Source organism: Pseudomonas sp. P8_241 (genome assembly GCF_034008315.1).
In the GTDB taxonomy this organism is placed as follows: Bacteria; Pseudomonadota; Gammaproteobacteria; order Pseudomonadales; family Pseudomonadaceae; genus Aquipseudomonas.
This window is the reverse complement of record NZ_CP125377.1, coordinates 2,429,157-2,443,893: the sequence shown is the minus strand read 5'-3', so window position 1 is coordinate 2,443,893 and position 14,737 is coordinate 2,429,157. Positions and strand designations below refer to the sequence as shown.

The window sequence follows — 14,737 nt, the reverse complement described above, 5'->3', positions numbered from 1 at the left end:
CTTTCGACTCAAATTGCTTGGGTGTTATATGGTCAAGCCTCACGGGCAATTAGTATTGGTTAGCTCAACGCCTCACAGCGCTTACACACCCAACCTATCAACGTCGTAGTCTTCGACGGCCCTTCAGGGGACTCAAGGTCCCAGTGAGATCTCATCTTGAGGCTAGTTTCCCGCTTAGATGCTTTCAGCGGTTATCTATTCCGAACATAGCTACCCGGCAATGCCACTGGCGTGACAACCGGAACACCAGAGGTTCGTCCACTCCGGTCCTCTCGTACTAGGAGCAGCCCCTCTCAAATCTCAAACGTCCACGGCAGATAGGGACCGAACTGTCTCACGACGTTCTAAACCCAGCTCGCGTACCACTTTAAATGGCGAACAGCCATACCCTTGGGACCGGCTTCAGCCCCAGGATGTGATGAGCCGACATCGAGGTGCCAAACACCGCCGTCGATATGAACTCTTGGGCGGTATCAGCCTGTTATCCCCGGAGTACCTTTTATCCGTTGAGCGATGGCCCTTCCATACAGAACCACCGGATCACTAAGACCTACTTTCGTACCTGCTCGACGTGTCTGTCTCGCAGTCAAGCGCGCTTTTGCCTTTATACTCTACGACCGATTTCCGACCGGTCTGAGCGCACCTTCGTACTCCTCCGTTACTCTTTAGGAGGAGACCGCCCCAGTCAAACTACCCACCATACACTGTCCTCGATCCGGATAACGGACCTGAGTTAGAACCTCAAAGTTGCCAGGGTGGTATTTCAAGGTTGGCTCCACGCGAACTGGCGTCCACGCTTCAAAGCCTCCCACCTATCCTACACAAGCAAATTCAAAGTCCAGTGCAAAGCTATAGTAAAGGTTCACGGGGTCTTTCCGTCTAGCCGCGGATACACTGCATCTTCACAGCGATTTCAATTTCACTGAGTCTCGGGTGGAGACAGCGCCGCCATCGTTACGCCATTCGTGCAGGTCGGAACTTACCCGACAAGGAATTTCGCTACCTTAGGACCGTTATAGTTACGGCCGCCGTTTACCGGGGCTTCGATCAAGAGCTTCGCGTTAGCTAACCCCATCAATTAACCTTCCGGCACCGGGCAGGCGTCACACCCTATACGTCCACTTTCGTGTTTGCAGAGTGCTGTGTTTTTAATAAACAGTCGCAGCGGCCTGGTATCTTCGACCGGCGTGGGCTTACGCAGTAAATGCTTCACCCTCACCGGCGCACCTTCTCCCGAAGTTACGGTGCCATTTTGCCTAGTTCCTTCACCCGAGTTCTCTCAAGCGCCTTGGTATTCTCTACCCAACCACCTGTGTCGGTTTGGGGTACGGTTCCTGGTTACCTGAAGCTTAGAAGCTTTTCTTGGAAGCATGGCATCAACCACTTCGTGTTCTAAAAGAACACTCGTCATCAGCTCTCGGCCTTAGAATCCCGGATTTACCTAAGATTCCAGCCTACCACCTTAAACTTGGACAACCAACGCCAAGCTGGCCTAGCCTTCTCCGTCCCTCCATCGCAATAACCAGAAGTACAGGAATATTAACCTGTTTTCCATCGACTACGCTTTTCAGCCTCGCCTTAGGGACCGACTAACCCTGCGTCGATTAACGTTGCGCAGGAAACCTTGGTCTTTCGGCGTGGGTGTTTTTCACACCCATTGTCGTTACTCATGTCAGCATTCGCACTTCTGATACCTCCAGCAAGCTTCTCAACTCACCTTCACAGGCTTACAGAACGCTCCTCTACCGCATCACCTAAGTGATACCCGTAGCTTCGGTGTATGGTTTGAGCCCCGTTACATCTTCCGCGCAGGCCGACTCGACTAGTGAGCTATTACGCTTTCTTTAAAGGGTGGCTGCTTCTAAGCCAACCTCCTAGCTGTCTAAGCCTTCCCACATCGTTTCCCACTTAACCATAACTTTGGGACCTTAGCTGACGGTCTGGGTTGTTTCCCTTTTCACGACGGACGTTAGCACCCGCCGTGTGTCTCCCATGCTCGGCACTTGTAGGTATTCGGAGTTTGCATCGGTTTGGTAAGTCGGGATGACCCCCTAGCCGAAACAGTGCTCTACCCCCTACAGTGATACATGAGGCGCTACCTAAATAGCTTTCGAGGAGAACCAGCTATCTCCGAGCTTGATTAGCCTTTCACTCCGATCCACAGGTCATCCGCTAACTTTTCAACGGTAGTCGGTTCGGTCCTCCAGTTAGTGTTACCCAACCTTCAACCTGCCCATGGATAGATCGCCCGGTTTCGGGTCTATTCCCAGCGACTAGACGCCCTATTAAGACTCGCTTTCGCTACGCCTCCCCTATTCGGTTAAGCTCGCCACTGAAAATAAGTCGCTGACCCATTATACAAAAGGTACGCAGTCACCCAACAAAGTGGGCTCCCACTGCTTGTACGCATACGGTTTCAGGATCTATTTCACTCCCCTCTCCGGGGTTCTTTTCGCCTTTCCCTCACGGTACTAGTTCACTATCGGTCAGTCAGTAGTATTTAGCCTTGGAGGATGGTCCCCCCATATTCAGACAAAGTTTCTCGTGCTCCGTCCTACTCGATTTCATGACCAAGAGATTTTCGCGTACAGGGCTATCACCCACTATGGCCGCACTTTCCAGAGCGTTCCGCTAATCTCAAAGCCACTTAAGGGCTGGTCCCCGTTCGCTCGCCACTACTAAGGGAATCTCGGTTGATTTCTTTTCCTCAGGGTACTTAGATGTTTCAGTTCCCCTGGTTCGCCTCTTGCACCTATGTATTCAGTACAAGATAACCATCTTATGATGGCTGGGTTCCCCCATTCAGACATCTCCGGATCAAAGTCTGTTTGCCGACTCCCCGAAGCTTTTCGCAGGCTACCACGTCTTTCATCGCCTCTGACTGCCAAGGCATCCACCGTATGCGCTTCTTCACTTGACCATATAACCCCAAGCAATCTGGTTATACTGTGAAGACGACATTCGCCGAAAATTCGAATTTCTCAACTAAGAGAACTCACAAATTTTACCTTAGCCTGATCCGTTACCAGTGAAAGTAACGTTCAGTCTATCTTTCTATCACATACCCAAATTTTTAAAGAACGATCTAATCAAAAGACTAGAAATCAATATTCACATCGGAATATTCATTTCTAAACTTTCAGAAGCAGTTATATGGTGGAGCCAAACGGGATCGAACCGTTGACCTCCTGCGTGCAAGGCAGGCGCTCTCCCAGCTGAGCTATGGCCCCATAACAAAATTGGTGGGTCTGGGCAGATTCGAACTGCCGACCTCACCCTTATCAGGGGTGCGCTCTAACCAACTGAGCTACAGACCCAATTTCGAGCGCGCAACTGTTAGCTTGGAGCTATCAGCTTGGAGCTTAAAGCTGCTTCTATCGTCTTCTTCAATGAATCAAGCAATTCGTGTGGGAACTTATGGAGCAGCTGAGTCGTCGATTAAGGAGGTGATCCAGCCGCAGGTTCCCCTACGGCTACCTTGTTACGACTTCACCCCAGTCATGAATCACACCGTGGTAACCGTCCTCCCGAAGGTTAGACTAGCTACTTCTGGTGCAACCCACTCCCATGGTGTGACGGGCGGTGTGTACAAGGCCCGGGAACGTATTCACCGCGACATTCTGATTCGCGATTACTAGCGATTCCGACTTCACGCAGTCGAGTTGCAGACTGCGATCCGGACTACGATCGGTTTTGTGGGATTAGCTCCACCTCGCGGCTTGGCAACCCTCTGTACCGACCATTGTAGCACGTGTGTAGCCCAGGCCGTAAGGGCCATGATGACTTGACGTCATCCCCACCTTCCTCCGGTTTGTCACCGGCAGTCTCCTTAGAGTGCCCACCATAACGTGCTGGTAACTAAGGACAAGGGTTGCGCTCGTTACGGGACTTAACCCAACATCTCACGACACGAGCTGACGACAGCCATGCAGCACCTGTCTCAATGTTCCCGAAGGCACCAATCCATCTCTGGAAAGTTCATTGGATGTCAAGGCCTGGTAAGGTTCTTCGCGTTGCTTCGAATTAAACCACATGCTCCACCGCTTGTGCGGGCCCCCGTCAATTCATTTGAGTTTTAACCTTGCGGCCGTACTCCCCAGGCGGTCAACTTAATGCGTTAGCTGCGCCACTAAGAGCTCAAGGCTCCCAACGGCTAGTTGACATCGTTTACGGCGTGGACTACCAGGGTATCTAATCCTGTTTGCTCCCCACGCTTTCGCACCTCAGTGTCAGTATCAGTCCAGGTGGTCGCCTTCGCCACTGGTGTTCCTTCCTATATCTACGCATTTCACCGCTACACAGGAAATTCCACCACCCTCTACCATACTCTAGCTTGTCAGTTTTGAATGCAGTTCCCAGGTTGAGCCCGGGGCTTTCACATCCAACTTAACAAACCACCTACGCGCGCTTTACGCCCAGTAATTCCGATTAACGCTTGCACCCTCTGTATTACCGCGGCTGCTGGCACAGAGTTAGCCGGTGCTTATTCTGTCGGTAACGTCAAAACACTAACGTATTAGGTTAATGCCCTTCCTCCCAACTTAAAGTGCTTTACAATCCGAAGACCTTCTTCACACACGCGGCATGGCTGGATCAGGCTTTCGCCCATTGTCCAATATTCCCCACTGCTGCCTCCCGTAGGAGTCTGGACCGTGTCTCAGTTCCAGTGTGACTGATCATCCTCTCAGACCAGTTACGGATCGTCGCCTTGGTGAGCCATTACCTCACCAACTAGCTAATCCGACCTAGGCTCATCTGATAGCGCAAGGCCCGAAGGTCCCCTGCTTTCTCCCGTAGGACGTATGCGGTATTAGCGTTCCTTTCGAAACGTTGTCCCCCACTACCAGGCAGATTCCTAGGCATTACTCACCCGTCCGCCGCTGAATTCAGGAGCAAGCTCCTGTCATCCGCTCGACTTGCATGTGTTAGGCCTGCCGCCAGCGTTCAATCTGAGCCATGATCAAACTCTTCAGTTCAAACATCTTTGGGTTTTGAGAAAACCCTAAACTTGGCTCAGCAATCGTTGGTTACATCTTTGATTTCTCGCGGAGTAACTTGTGATGCTGATAATCTGTTGACTAGCAGTCTGACTCCACAAGCACCCACACGAATTGCTTGATTCAGTTGTTAAAGAGCGGTTGGTTAAGATCTTTCGTCTCAACCGAGGCGCGCATTCTACAGCAGCCTCATTTGCTGTCAAGTGGTATTTTTCAGAAGTTTTCAAGGATTTCCTTAACAACTTCAACCACTTGCGCTTCAGATCTCTCGTCAGCGGGAGGCGAATTCTACAGCGTTACACGCTGCTGTCAACACCTCTTTTTCAACTTCTTTCTGGCTTCGATGACCTGAAGCAACCTGCTGCCGAAACTGCGTAACTCTTTGTTTACCAAGGAGTTTTCCGTTTCGACTGCGCCGGAAGTGGGGCGAATTATAGACATCTGAAATCTGCCGTCAAGCACTGATTGTGCTTTTCTATCAATAACTTGCAGAAAGGGTAAAACGTGCTTTTGATCACTGCCTATATATAGAGGCGCAATCCGCCCACCTCAGAAAAAAGAACAAGGGCAGTTATCTCGAAACGATCCGGAGCTCAAGCCAGGCTTGCCCGGGATGAGCAAAGCTTTGATCGCATACGAACAGCCGCCGATTCGTCATGTTGTACGCCAGGTGCTACACGCCGACGGTTAGCAGATCTTCGCCGATCTAGGTGACAGCACCCCACGGACCGGGAGGTGTTCCACCGCCTGCACCAGCAAGGCTGCCAGATCCCGATCCTGGTGTTGACCGCGCAAAGCAGCGAGCACTTTGCCGACTGAGTCCGCAGGCAGCTCGGACTTCATCTGCAAGTGGGGCGACGGGGCAATGAGTTCTACGTAGTTCCTATCGAGATACCCTGCTTTTGCGGGACTAGAATTGCTCGATTTAGCGAGCGCCCCCCTCCTCCATCCAGCGTAATTTGCGCCTTTTTGGGTTTCTTGCCTTGGAAACTGTGATTGCCTTCACCGAATGGCGACTGGCTCCCGTTAGGGGTAAAGCCTTTGTACGCTCACTGCCTAGCCACGCAGTGCGCCCCTGCGAGTCCAAGCCACCTGCCTGCAGCCCTTGCTCAATGCATTAAGTTCAACTCAAAGTGACGGCAGCATTTAGGCAATGGGGACGCCAGTGCGCCGGGCGCCCAAGAGATTCCCACGCAGAACCTCCCCCATATCGAAACCACATCAGCTCTCAGAAAAAAACCTGGAACCCAATTTCTGCAGCCAGCTTGCAGCGCTAGTTACATGCTTTATTGCGAGGGGCACCTCTGCATCAAGCGTCTTCAGTGGATGGGAGAAGAGCGGCTAAAAATGATTTCTGACAATATTAGGCACCCTTCCGAGACCATCAGAGCCGATGAGACTTGAATCGCCCCGGGTTTCGTAGACACCTCTTTGCCTTAAACTGAGGCCAATTAGGAGGTGCCATGAGCAACCCGCGTTACCCCGAAGAATTCAAAATCCAAGCGGTCAATCAAGTGACCGAAAAGAAGCTGCCTGTCGCTGATGTAGCGGCCCGTCTTGGCGTGTCGACGCATAGCCTCTACGCCTGGATAAAGCGCTACAGCAAACCTCAAGAAGAACGGCAGCAGGACGATGATCAGCACGCTGAACTGCGTCGTCTGCGAGCAGAACTCAAGCGGGTTACTGAAGAGCGAGACATCTTAAAAAAGGCCGCCGCGTACTTTGCCAAGGAGTGCGGTTGAAGTACGCCTTTATCAAGCAGCGAGCAGATGACTATTCCATACGACGGCTTTGCCTGACGCTGAAAGTCCACCCCAGTGGGTATTACGCCTGGTTGTCTGAGCCGCAATCTGCACGCGCCAAAGACGACCAACGACTGCTGGGTTTGATCAAGCATTCATGGCTGGAAAGTGGCGGCGTTTATGGCTATCGCAAAATCCATGACGATCTGCGCGAGGTCGGTGAAGACTGTGGTCGCCATCGTGTAGCGAGGCTGATGCGTCTTGAAGGTCTGCGCTCTCAGACAGGGTATCGACGTCGCCCTGGAAAGTACGGCGGTAAGCCAGCGGTCGCCTCACCCAATTTGCTGAAGCGCCAGTTCGATGTCGTGGAACCCAACAAGGTTTGGGTCACCGACATCACCTACATTCGTACATATGAAGGCTGGTTGTACTTGGCTGTGGTGCTGGATCTGTTTTCTCGTCAGGTTGTAGGCTGGTCAATGAAGTCTCAGATGACCAGTGATTTGGCTATTGATGCGTTATTGATGGCGGTTTGGAGGCGTAAACCGAAACAAGAGGTAATGGTTCATAGCGACCAAGGTAGCCAGTACAGCAGCTCCGATTGGCGCAGCTTTTTGAAGGCGAACAATTTGGTTGCCAGCATGAGTCGCCGAGGCAACTGTCATGATAATGCCGTGGCCGAGAGCTTTTTCCAGCTTCTGAAACGGGAACGGATCAAGCGGAAAATTTACACCACGCGGGAAGATGCTCGTAGTGATGTGTTCGATTACATCGAGATGTTCTACAACGCAAAACGTCGTCATGGTTTCAACAATCAGCTGTCGCCGGTAGAGTTTGAAAAGCGTTACGCAATGAGCTTGCAAGGTGTCTAGAGAATCCGGGGCGATTCAACTTTCATCCAGGCGCGGGTGCTTCTGGTTTGGAATGCTCATCTGGTCTGAGCTCTCGCTTTAAGCTCGATAATCTGGCGAGACGGAAAAATCCAGCGGCCTTGCTCTGGTGAGCAATGTATTCGCGTCAAGACAACGCAATACCCAGCATTAGGATTATCGAATGCCGAAGAAACAACCGGAAAGTAACGCTGCGGTCACCGCAGCAGACATCGAAAGATCTATCCAAGCCTTGAACAAAATGGCTGAACGCCTTTGGGGAGATGGTCGAGAGAACGAGGCGAAAGCGCTACTTGATGCTTTGGATTCTTTAAACCGGGCGCTGGACCGGATCAGGATTGGAGAGAGTCGCAGGATTCTCCATTGAGTGGAAAACTCTGCTGACGGCTAGCGGATTATACGGATGAGGTGAAGGTGAGGAGGATTGTGGGGCAATCGACAAGCCAAGCCAGCAGTCGCTTTGAATCTGGCGATAACAGGCTCAATCTCTATGCTCCTTCCTTACACTCATACTGTCCAAGCTAATGAAAATCACAATAGTCGCAACATTTTTGATCTGCGGCCTTACCGGCTACGCATCGGCAGGTAATAGTTATCGCTCTGCCGAAGGCACTGCCGATGGTTTCGACTTCGTAGCTGTCAACGATAACGATCATGTCAAGGTTACCTCGACGGGAGGGCCTTGCTCCGCGTCAGGAATGCCTCGAGTGGAAGCTGTGGATGGCTTTGACGCCGTGCAGAAAGGCACTTGGAATACGAACTATTATTTAACCGGTACGTTGCAGGATGAGTCTGGCGATATCCAAGTGCCGATCTACCCATCCATTAATTTCAAAGCCAATGCGGCAAACAGTAAAAAACTGGCGCTCAAAACGCCAAAAGGTGACCCTGAAAAAGCTTATTTAGACAAAGAGGCTAAGGTCGCCGAGTGCCTGGCCAATCATCGGGGTCAGTATGTAGCAGCCTTTGGCCAATGGATGAATGCCAATATGCAACTTTGCACGGACTGTTTTGAAGGTGCTCGCCGTCAAAAAATTTATGCCCCCGTTCCTGCTCCTGCTCCAGTCCAGAGCAATGTGGCTCAATACAAGCCGCGACCTGACAAGTGGGACGAAGATGAGGAATATAATAATGGTGGCGGGGATGATGACATCACTATGGGCCAGGCCATGCAAATTATTGCAGGCGCTGTCGTAAATTCGAGTAACAAGAAGCTTAGCAACTCCAATAGCCACGCGACCGTGGATACGGCTAGCCGCAGTAGTGCGGTGGCCATTCAAAAAGCAATGCCCAGCCAATATAACGTTGCCAGTGCCGACACAAACAGTGGCCAGTACAACCAAGTACAAACGACCACCAGTACCCCGTATGTCTATGACAGCACTTACAATCAATGTGTCCAATATGGCCCTCATGACACGTTGCGAGCATATAAGCAATTTCGAAATACTTGCGCCTTTAGCGTCAGCGTCTTACGTTGCAGCGTCGACAAAAATGGGCGGGACAATTGCGCAGCGAGAATATTCGGTAGTTTTGAGCTTTCTGCTGGTGAGACCAATATCGCCGAAGGCGGCGACAGGGAAATGAAGTGGATTGTTTGCAAGCTGCCATTCAGGGCTATTGGAGCAAAGGTAAGCAGCGCAAATGGCAACCTCACTGCACCTTGCCAACGAAACCGCTGATACTGCAATCCCACGCCGTCGCCAGTAGCGGGCGTGGGGATTTCACAGAATAGCCTTGGTGAGGACGTAGCGGGACCAGAGCGGGTTAGTCGTCTCTATCGTGACGATCGCGATCGTGATCGTGATCGTGATTGCGTTCATACCCTTGATCATCGTCGCGACGATCATATCTGCGGTAGCGCCCTCGGTCATCGTCATACCCTCGGTCATATCCGCGACCATGATCATAACCCCGATCACGACCGTACCTTTCTCCGTCGTCCCAGTGAGGCCCACAACCAGCCAGCAGCAGAGAGCCTGAAATGGCCATGAACATTATTACTGCACGCTTCATTTGAACGTCCTAAAAGCAAAGGTCGGCGATATGACCGTGAGTCGGGCCAATGATTCACCGGTGGGACACATCAAACCCACATGCCAGAACCGCCGCTGAATTTGCGTCAACCCCCTCCCCGACTCCACCCGCATGCACTCCCCTCCGTGCCCAACGGCAATCGGCGAAATGGATGCGACCACAAACAATTCATCAAGATGACACTCGCGGTGATGATGGAGTCGGAGTGACTGCAACCAACCGACTCTGTTGAAAAAGTCAGCCATGGCTTCCGCGGATGACGCATATCGTCAGGCCGCAAGACAGTCCGGGTCGTACATGGATATTTCACGGTAGGCCTCGTACGCGGCAAGGTCAGGAAAGCTGAAGAGTGCCAAGGCGATTCAGTTAGCCCAAGGGGTTCAGATTTCGAAGACGGCAAAAGGAAGTCACTTCAAAATCTACTACCAAGGCAAGCAGACAACCCTTCCCAACCACGGGACCAAGGAAATGGTCGAAGGGACCAGGTAGGCAATCATCAAACAACTGGGCCTCAAGGATTGATGCTCCACCCTTTGAACTCAGCGTCATCAGCTCCACAAGCGGTAATGCGATGTACGACTATGCAATCAACGTGACCGAGGGCGCATTCTCTTTCTGGTCATCGTGCGACGACATCCCAGAAGCACACAGCGCGAGCGACACGCTCGAACAGCTGCTGCATAACGCCACCGAAGGACTGGAAGTGGCGCTTTGGACCTATGTCGATCAGCTGCGGCACATCCCCAAGGCCTCACCACCGAAACAGGGGCAGCACGTCATTCATCTGTCTGCCCTGGTCAATGCCAAGATCGCCCTATGGAATGCCATGCGCGATAAGGGCATGCGCAAAGCCGATCTATGCCGCCTGCTCATTGCAGCGCAGACCAAGGTGGATCGACTCCTGGATTTCCAACACAGCTCCAAGATCGAGCAGGTGGAAAGCGCATTGGCTGCTCTGGGCAAACGCCTGGCGGTGTCTGTCGAGGCAGCCTGAATAAAAAGGCCGTCAGGTGGCGGCCAAGTGCAGCACAGAGTAGCGAGGGGATCAGAAACGAAAAAGCCCCGCACGATGGCGAGGCTTTGAAATTGGTCCCGCATGCGCGGGCAGTTGGCGTTGGTTGTTCTTGCTACTCAGTTCCGCATGGCTACCAGACGCCCCCCTGCGGCAACAAGTCGTGGTTCACATAGGTATAGGTGGCAAGGCCGTACTTGTCAAACGCCATGGTCGCGCCTCTCTCCTATCGCATATCGTCTGAGAGCGGTGTTTCTTCATCCGCCTCTGGAGTAGTCCTCTCGCCGACATCCTTCCAATCTTCTGGGCGATCGTCGCTTGGATTTTTCAACGGATCGTATTTGTTCGGATCGTCAGGATCTAGAGTCGGCTCATCGGTACCCGGTTCCGGGTTAGTAGGAACAGAACCTTGCGTTTGGTCTTGGAAACTCGAATCAGTAGACATACCCACCTCATCAAAGAGGTCCAGCTTTTCTGGGCCGTAATAGTTTGAAGCTGGCAGGAGTGGCGCGTGCGACTGAGCAGATGAACGGGCAATAAAAAACCCGACGCAGTGGCCGGGTTTCTTTGTGCCAATCCCTAACGCGCAAGATCGACAGGATGGGTAAATATTCTCTCACTCATTACAATGGCTATTCGCTACGCCGCGCAACTTTCAATCAAACCCTCCGCATCCATGACCTCTTGAGCCGCTGTCAGCGCCTCGTTCACCTGATCATCCAGGCTCTTGCGACTCGATGAGCGCCACCGGTACAGAATCCACGGCACTGACGACGCCATCCGCGCTGCCTTCAACTGCCGCGACAAGGTTCGACCTCAATGCCGGCCAATCATCAACAAGGTTATCCGCTGCCGCTCACCGCTGGAGTGGGCCAAGGCCATTTGCGAGGATTAGGAATTATGACGGCTCTCGACGGTAAAGTCCGATCGGAAAAGACTGCGGCGAGGCGAAAGACTCGCGGCCAGGAAGAAATCAGGCTGCACTGCATGGCCGACACTCGGCAGGCCCTGCCTGAACTGATGGCCTGGAGCGGCATCGAGGAACAGGGCGAGGCCATCACGCTGATGATTCGTCATCTTCACGCATTAGGGCCTCAAAAGTCCGCCCCGCTGCTGGCCCCGCCGCGTCACGAATACGAAATTTCCGAAAGCGTGTCGCGCAAACTTCAGCTCGCCTACAATCGCGAAGCCCTGCGCATCTGTCACGACGAATAATGGCAGAGGCATCCCCTCCCTCAACCTTTGGGACACGATCTGTATGGCGCATTTGGAGAATGCACACTACAGTCGAGCGTAGCAACCGCCAGCGAACGGCGTTGCAACGCTCGCGCCAGGGCCAAAGAGGCATTAGCGAGATCGTGTTTAGCAAGGACTTGCGCTAATCATTAGCAATGAGTTGCTCTTGTGCGGCACCCAATCATGATGAGCGGGATAATGGATACATAGGATATGAGCACCACCCAGGAATGTGTCGGCGCTGAAAAAAAGCGCCTGTACAGCGCATGGAAGCTACGCGCAGTGTTGTTTGGTACTGATTTTGTTGTACTGACTGAGAAGGGTAAAATCCCCGTTATTCGAGAGGCCTACATGAAGCGCGGTTGCCTGACTTGCCTCTACGGCAACGGAGATTGGGGGCCCGTCCGCTTGTATGCCAACGGCCATACCTCGGACGCCAATTTTGAATGGGCCCCCCTCACGAAGGAAGTGGCGCAATGCTTTGGCCGCGGTGCAGTGACAGCATGAACACTCCAAAATACGAATAGCCCAGACCCTGTGCCGCCGCGACAACGTCCGTATTCCGTTCGCCTACGTTACGTGACGTCGCCTCACCTACCAGCCGGCACCCGGGAGCAATTAGCGAGATCGTGTTTAGCAAGGACTTGCGCTAATCATTAGCAATGAGTTGCTCTTGTGCGGCACCCAATCATGATGAGCGGGATAATGGATACATAGGATATGAGCACCACCCAGGAATGTGTCGGCGCTGAAAAAAAGCGCCTGTACAGCGCATGGAAGCTACGCGCAGTGTTGTTTGGTACTGATTTTGTTGTACTGACTGAGAAGGGTAAAATCCCCGTTATTCGAGAGGCCTACATGAAGCGCGGTTGCCTGACTTGCCTCTACGGCAACGGAGATTGGGGGCCCGTCCGCTTGTATGCCAACGGCCATACCTCGGACGCCAATTTTGAATGGGCCCCCCTCACGAAGGAAGTGGCGCAATGCTTTGGCCGCGGTGCAGTGACAGCATGAACACTCCAAAATACGAATAGCCCAGACCCTGTGCCGCCGCGACAACGTCCGTATTCCGTTCGCCTACGTTACGTGACGTCGCCTCACCTACCAGCCGGCACCCGGGAGCAGGAAGTCTGCAAGCTGAAATGGGATTGGGAAATTGCGGTACCGGAGCTCGGGACCAGTGCTTTTCTGATACCGGCTGATTTCGGCGGGAGACACGAACGGTCTGGAGTGAAAACGGTGATGAGCGACTGGTCGTGCTAAACAACATGGCGAAGTCGATCATCGACAAGCAACGCGGCCTGAGTAAGGAATGGGTTTTCCCTTACAAAGACACCGCGATGCACCGGATGAATGACTCGGCTTGGAAGAAGGCGCGGGTGAGACCGGCGAAACTCCGACAGGAGGAAAACCTTCGCCCTGCTCACCCAGGTTATGCCTCCATCAGGATTCATAACCTAAAACACACGTTTGGCCGTCGGCTACGCGCAGCAGGCGTAACCGAGGAAGACCGCAAGGCACTTCTGGGCCACAAGAACCGCAGAATCACCAGTCACTACTCGGGCGCTGAGCTCTACCCTGTAGCCGCTACGCTTCCATTTTCGCCTGCAGGCCGCCCATCGCTGGAGAGCGGGTTGGCTCACAAGCTTGGTGAATGGTGGAATTGCGGTATTTCAACATCCCGCCACTGCGTTCATTGAGGTAGGCCGTGATCTCGCCAACAATGGCCAAGGCCACGCTCGCCGGGGTATCGCCCCCCAGATCCAGGCCGATCGGATAGTGAAGCCTGGGCAGGCTTTCTGGCAAACGGGCCAAGGCGCCCATCTCATCGAGCAGTCGTTCTGTTCGCTCTCGAGGGCCCAACTGCCCGACATAGGCGGGAGTACATTGCAAAACGTTTTTAAGCCAATACCGATCCTGTCGATAGCTGTGGGTCATGATCACCACTGCGGCACCGTCGACAGAACTGGATAAGTTAAAAGGCTCGTCGATAGGCGCAACAATGACGTGGCTTGCTCCAGGGAACCGTTCCGGGCGAGCAAAGTGCGCACGCCCGTCCACCACCGTGACATGCCAGTTCAAATCCCTGGCGAACCGCACCAAAGGCTGGGCGTCATGACCCGCGCCAAAGATCATCAGTCGACGCTGTGGCGCGATGTATTCGAGAAAGACCTCGACCTCATCTACACCGCTTCCGTAAATCATCAACTGAGACTTTTTGCGCGCAAGGGTACTGCGCAAATCACCCTGCAGGGCGTGTTGAAGCGCTTGGCAGCGGATGCCCTCACACGCGTTCATAAAGGCGTTCAGTCCCATTCGAGCACCGACTCGCACACGGGCTGTTCGGCCCGCGGCAATGACGGTCGCCAGGGCTGCCGGTTGACCGGTGGCCCTCACCCGCTGAAGCACATCGAGCAACAGACTCCGCTTGCCGGCATCATGGCGTTCCAGGAGTACATGCGCGGTACCGTTGCAGCCCAGGCCAAATGTCAGCGCCGCGTCTTCATCTTCGGCGTCCTCCTCTTCCTGGGCCGCCGTGCTGTAACGACGAACCACTGTCCCGCCGGACTCGGTCAACCACCAGGCCTTCCTGGCCAACTCCTGCTCCAGGCAACCGCCACTGATGGTTCCGACTGACTGGCCAAACAGTGGAATCAGCATCCTCGCACCAGGACGCCGATAGGCCGAGCCCTCGACCTTGACGACCGTGGCGAGTACAGCATCGATCTTTGTGCTGTTGGCTTGATCCAATGCATCGAGCAAGGCGTACAAATCAGACATGGTCACTCTCCCGGGTCAAATTCAGTTGATTGCTGCGCCATC

10 protein-coding genes, 2 tRNA genes, 2 rRNA genes and 2 pseudogenes are annotated in these 14,737 nt (G+C 53.3%); 8 read left to right on the top strand and 8 right to left on the bottom strand.

The window, feature by feature from the left end; genetic code table 11:
• Window positions 1-28 precede the first annotated feature (28 nt).
• The 4 genes from QMK58_RS11205 to QMK58_RS11190 form a co-directional block, all read right to left on the bottom strand.
• Window positions 29-2,920 (bottom strand): 23S ribosomal RNA (locus QMK58_RS11205).
• Window positions 2,921-3,154: 234 nt separating this feature from the next.
• Window positions 3,155-3,230 (bottom strand) — tRNA-Ala (locus QMK58_RS11200).
• A 10-nt stretch (window positions 3,231-3,240) separates the two neighbouring features.
• Window positions 3,241-3,317: transfer RNA gene (locus QMK58_RS11195), tRNA-Ile, on the bottom strand.
• 122 nt (window positions 3,318-3,439) lie between these two features.
• Window positions 3,440-4,976 (bottom strand): 16S ribosomal RNA (locus tag QMK58_RS11190).
• Together the 16S and 23S rRNA genes with 2 tRNA genes alongside form the textbook arrangement of a ribosomal RNA operon.
• A gap of 1,484 nt (window positions 4,977-6,460) precedes the next feature.
• Between QMK58_RS11190 and QMK58_RS11185 the strand changes: the two genes are divergently transcribed.
• From QMK58_RS11185 to QMK58_RS11175, 3 genes are all read left to right on the top strand, one after another.
• Window positions 6,461-7,611 (top strand): IS3 family transposase gene (locus QMK58_RS11185; RefSeq protein WP_320394926.1). Its coding sequence is split into 2 segments (ribosomal slippage): window positions 6,461-6,695 and window positions 6,695-7,611, totalling 1,152 coding nucleotides; the frame shifts between segments, so codons are not numbered across the junction.
• Window positions 7,612-7,792: 181 nt separating this feature from the next.
• Entirely contained in the window at window positions 7,793-7,996 is a 204-nt protein-coding gene (locus QMK58_RS11180; RefSeq protein WP_053161325.1) for a hypothetical protein, read from the top strand.
• Between the two features lie 157 nt (window positions 7,997-8,153).
• Window positions 8,154-9,311, top strand: coding sequence for a hypothetical protein (locus QMK58_RS11175; RefSeq protein ID WP_320396301.1), 1,158 nt, complete (start codon window positions 8,154-8,156; stop codon window positions 9,309-9,311).
• Between the two features lie 42 nt (window positions 9,312-9,353).
• Here QMK58_RS11175 and QMK58_RS11170 read toward each other — a convergent pair whose 3' ends face one another.
• Both QMK58_RS11170 and QMK58_RS11165 read right to left on the bottom strand, forming a co-directional pair.
• Window positions 9,354-9,533, bottom strand: a complete 180-nt coding sequence (locus QMK58_RS11170; RefSeq protein WP_320396300.1) for a hypothetical protein — start codon at window positions 9,531-9,533, stop codon at window positions 9,354-9,356.
• 405 nt (window positions 9,534-9,938) lie between these two features.
• Window positions 9,939-10,028, bottom strand: a pseudogene (locus tag QMK58_RS11165) (NIPSNAP family protein); the annotation flags it as partial.
• Between the two features lie 209 nt (window positions 10,029-10,237).
• Between QMK58_RS11165 and QMK58_RS11160 the strand changes: the two are divergent.
• Window positions 10,238-10,660 carry a type II toxin-antitoxin system HicB family antitoxin gene (locus QMK58_RS11160; RefSeq protein WP_320396299.1) on the top strand — a complete coding sequence of 141 codons (423 nt, stop codon included), beginning with the start codon at window positions 10,238-10,240 and terminating at the stop codon, window positions 10,658-10,660.
• A gap of 244 nt (window positions 10,661-10,904) precedes the next feature.
• On the opposite strand, the gene QMK58_RS11155 is transcribed toward QMK58_RS11160, so the two are convergent.
• Window positions 10,905-11,123: a hypothetical protein gene (locus QMK58_RS11155; protein WP_082344525.1), complete on the bottom strand. Its 219-nt coding sequence runs from the start codon at window positions 11,121-11,123 to the stop codon at window positions 10,905-10,907.
• Between the two features lie 455 nt (window positions 11,124-11,578).
• On the opposite strand from QMK58_RS11155, the gene QMK58_RS11150 reads away from it, so the two are divergent.
• From QMK58_RS11150 to QMK58_RS11135, 4 genes and pseudogenes are all read left to right on the top strand, one after another.
• On the top strand, window positions 11,579-11,893 hold the full coding sequence (locus tag QMK58_RS11150; protein WP_320396527.1) for a hypothetical protein: 315 nt from the start codon (window positions 11,579-11,581) through the stop codon (window positions 11,891-11,893).
• A gap of 234 nt (window positions 11,894-12,127) precedes the next feature.
• Window positions 12,128-12,421: a hypothetical protein gene (locus QMK58_RS11145; protein WP_053161315.1), complete on the top strand. Its 294-nt coding sequence runs from the start codon at window positions 12,128-12,130 to the stop codon at window positions 12,419-12,421.
• 213 nt (window positions 12,422-12,634) lie between these two features.
• Complete coding sequence (locus tag QMK58_RS11140) at window positions 12,635-12,928, top strand: hypothetical protein (RefSeq protein WP_053161315.1); 294 nt, start codon at window positions 12,635-12,637, stop codon at window positions 12,926-12,928.
• Window positions 12,929-13,024: 96 nt separating this feature from the next.
• Window positions 13,025-13,488, top strand: a pseudogene (locus tag QMK58_RS11135) (tyrosine-type recombinase/integrase); the annotation flags it as partial.
• Window positions 13,489-13,501: 13 nt separating this feature from the next.
• Here the strand turns inward: QMK58_RS11135 and QMK58_RS11130 are convergent.
• On the bottom strand, window positions 13,502-14,695 hold the full coding sequence (locus tag QMK58_RS11130; protein WP_320396298.1) for an XdhC family protein: 1,194 nt from the start codon (window positions 14,693-14,695) through the stop codon (window positions 13,502-13,504).
• Window positions 14,696-14,737: the final 42 nt, after the last annotated feature.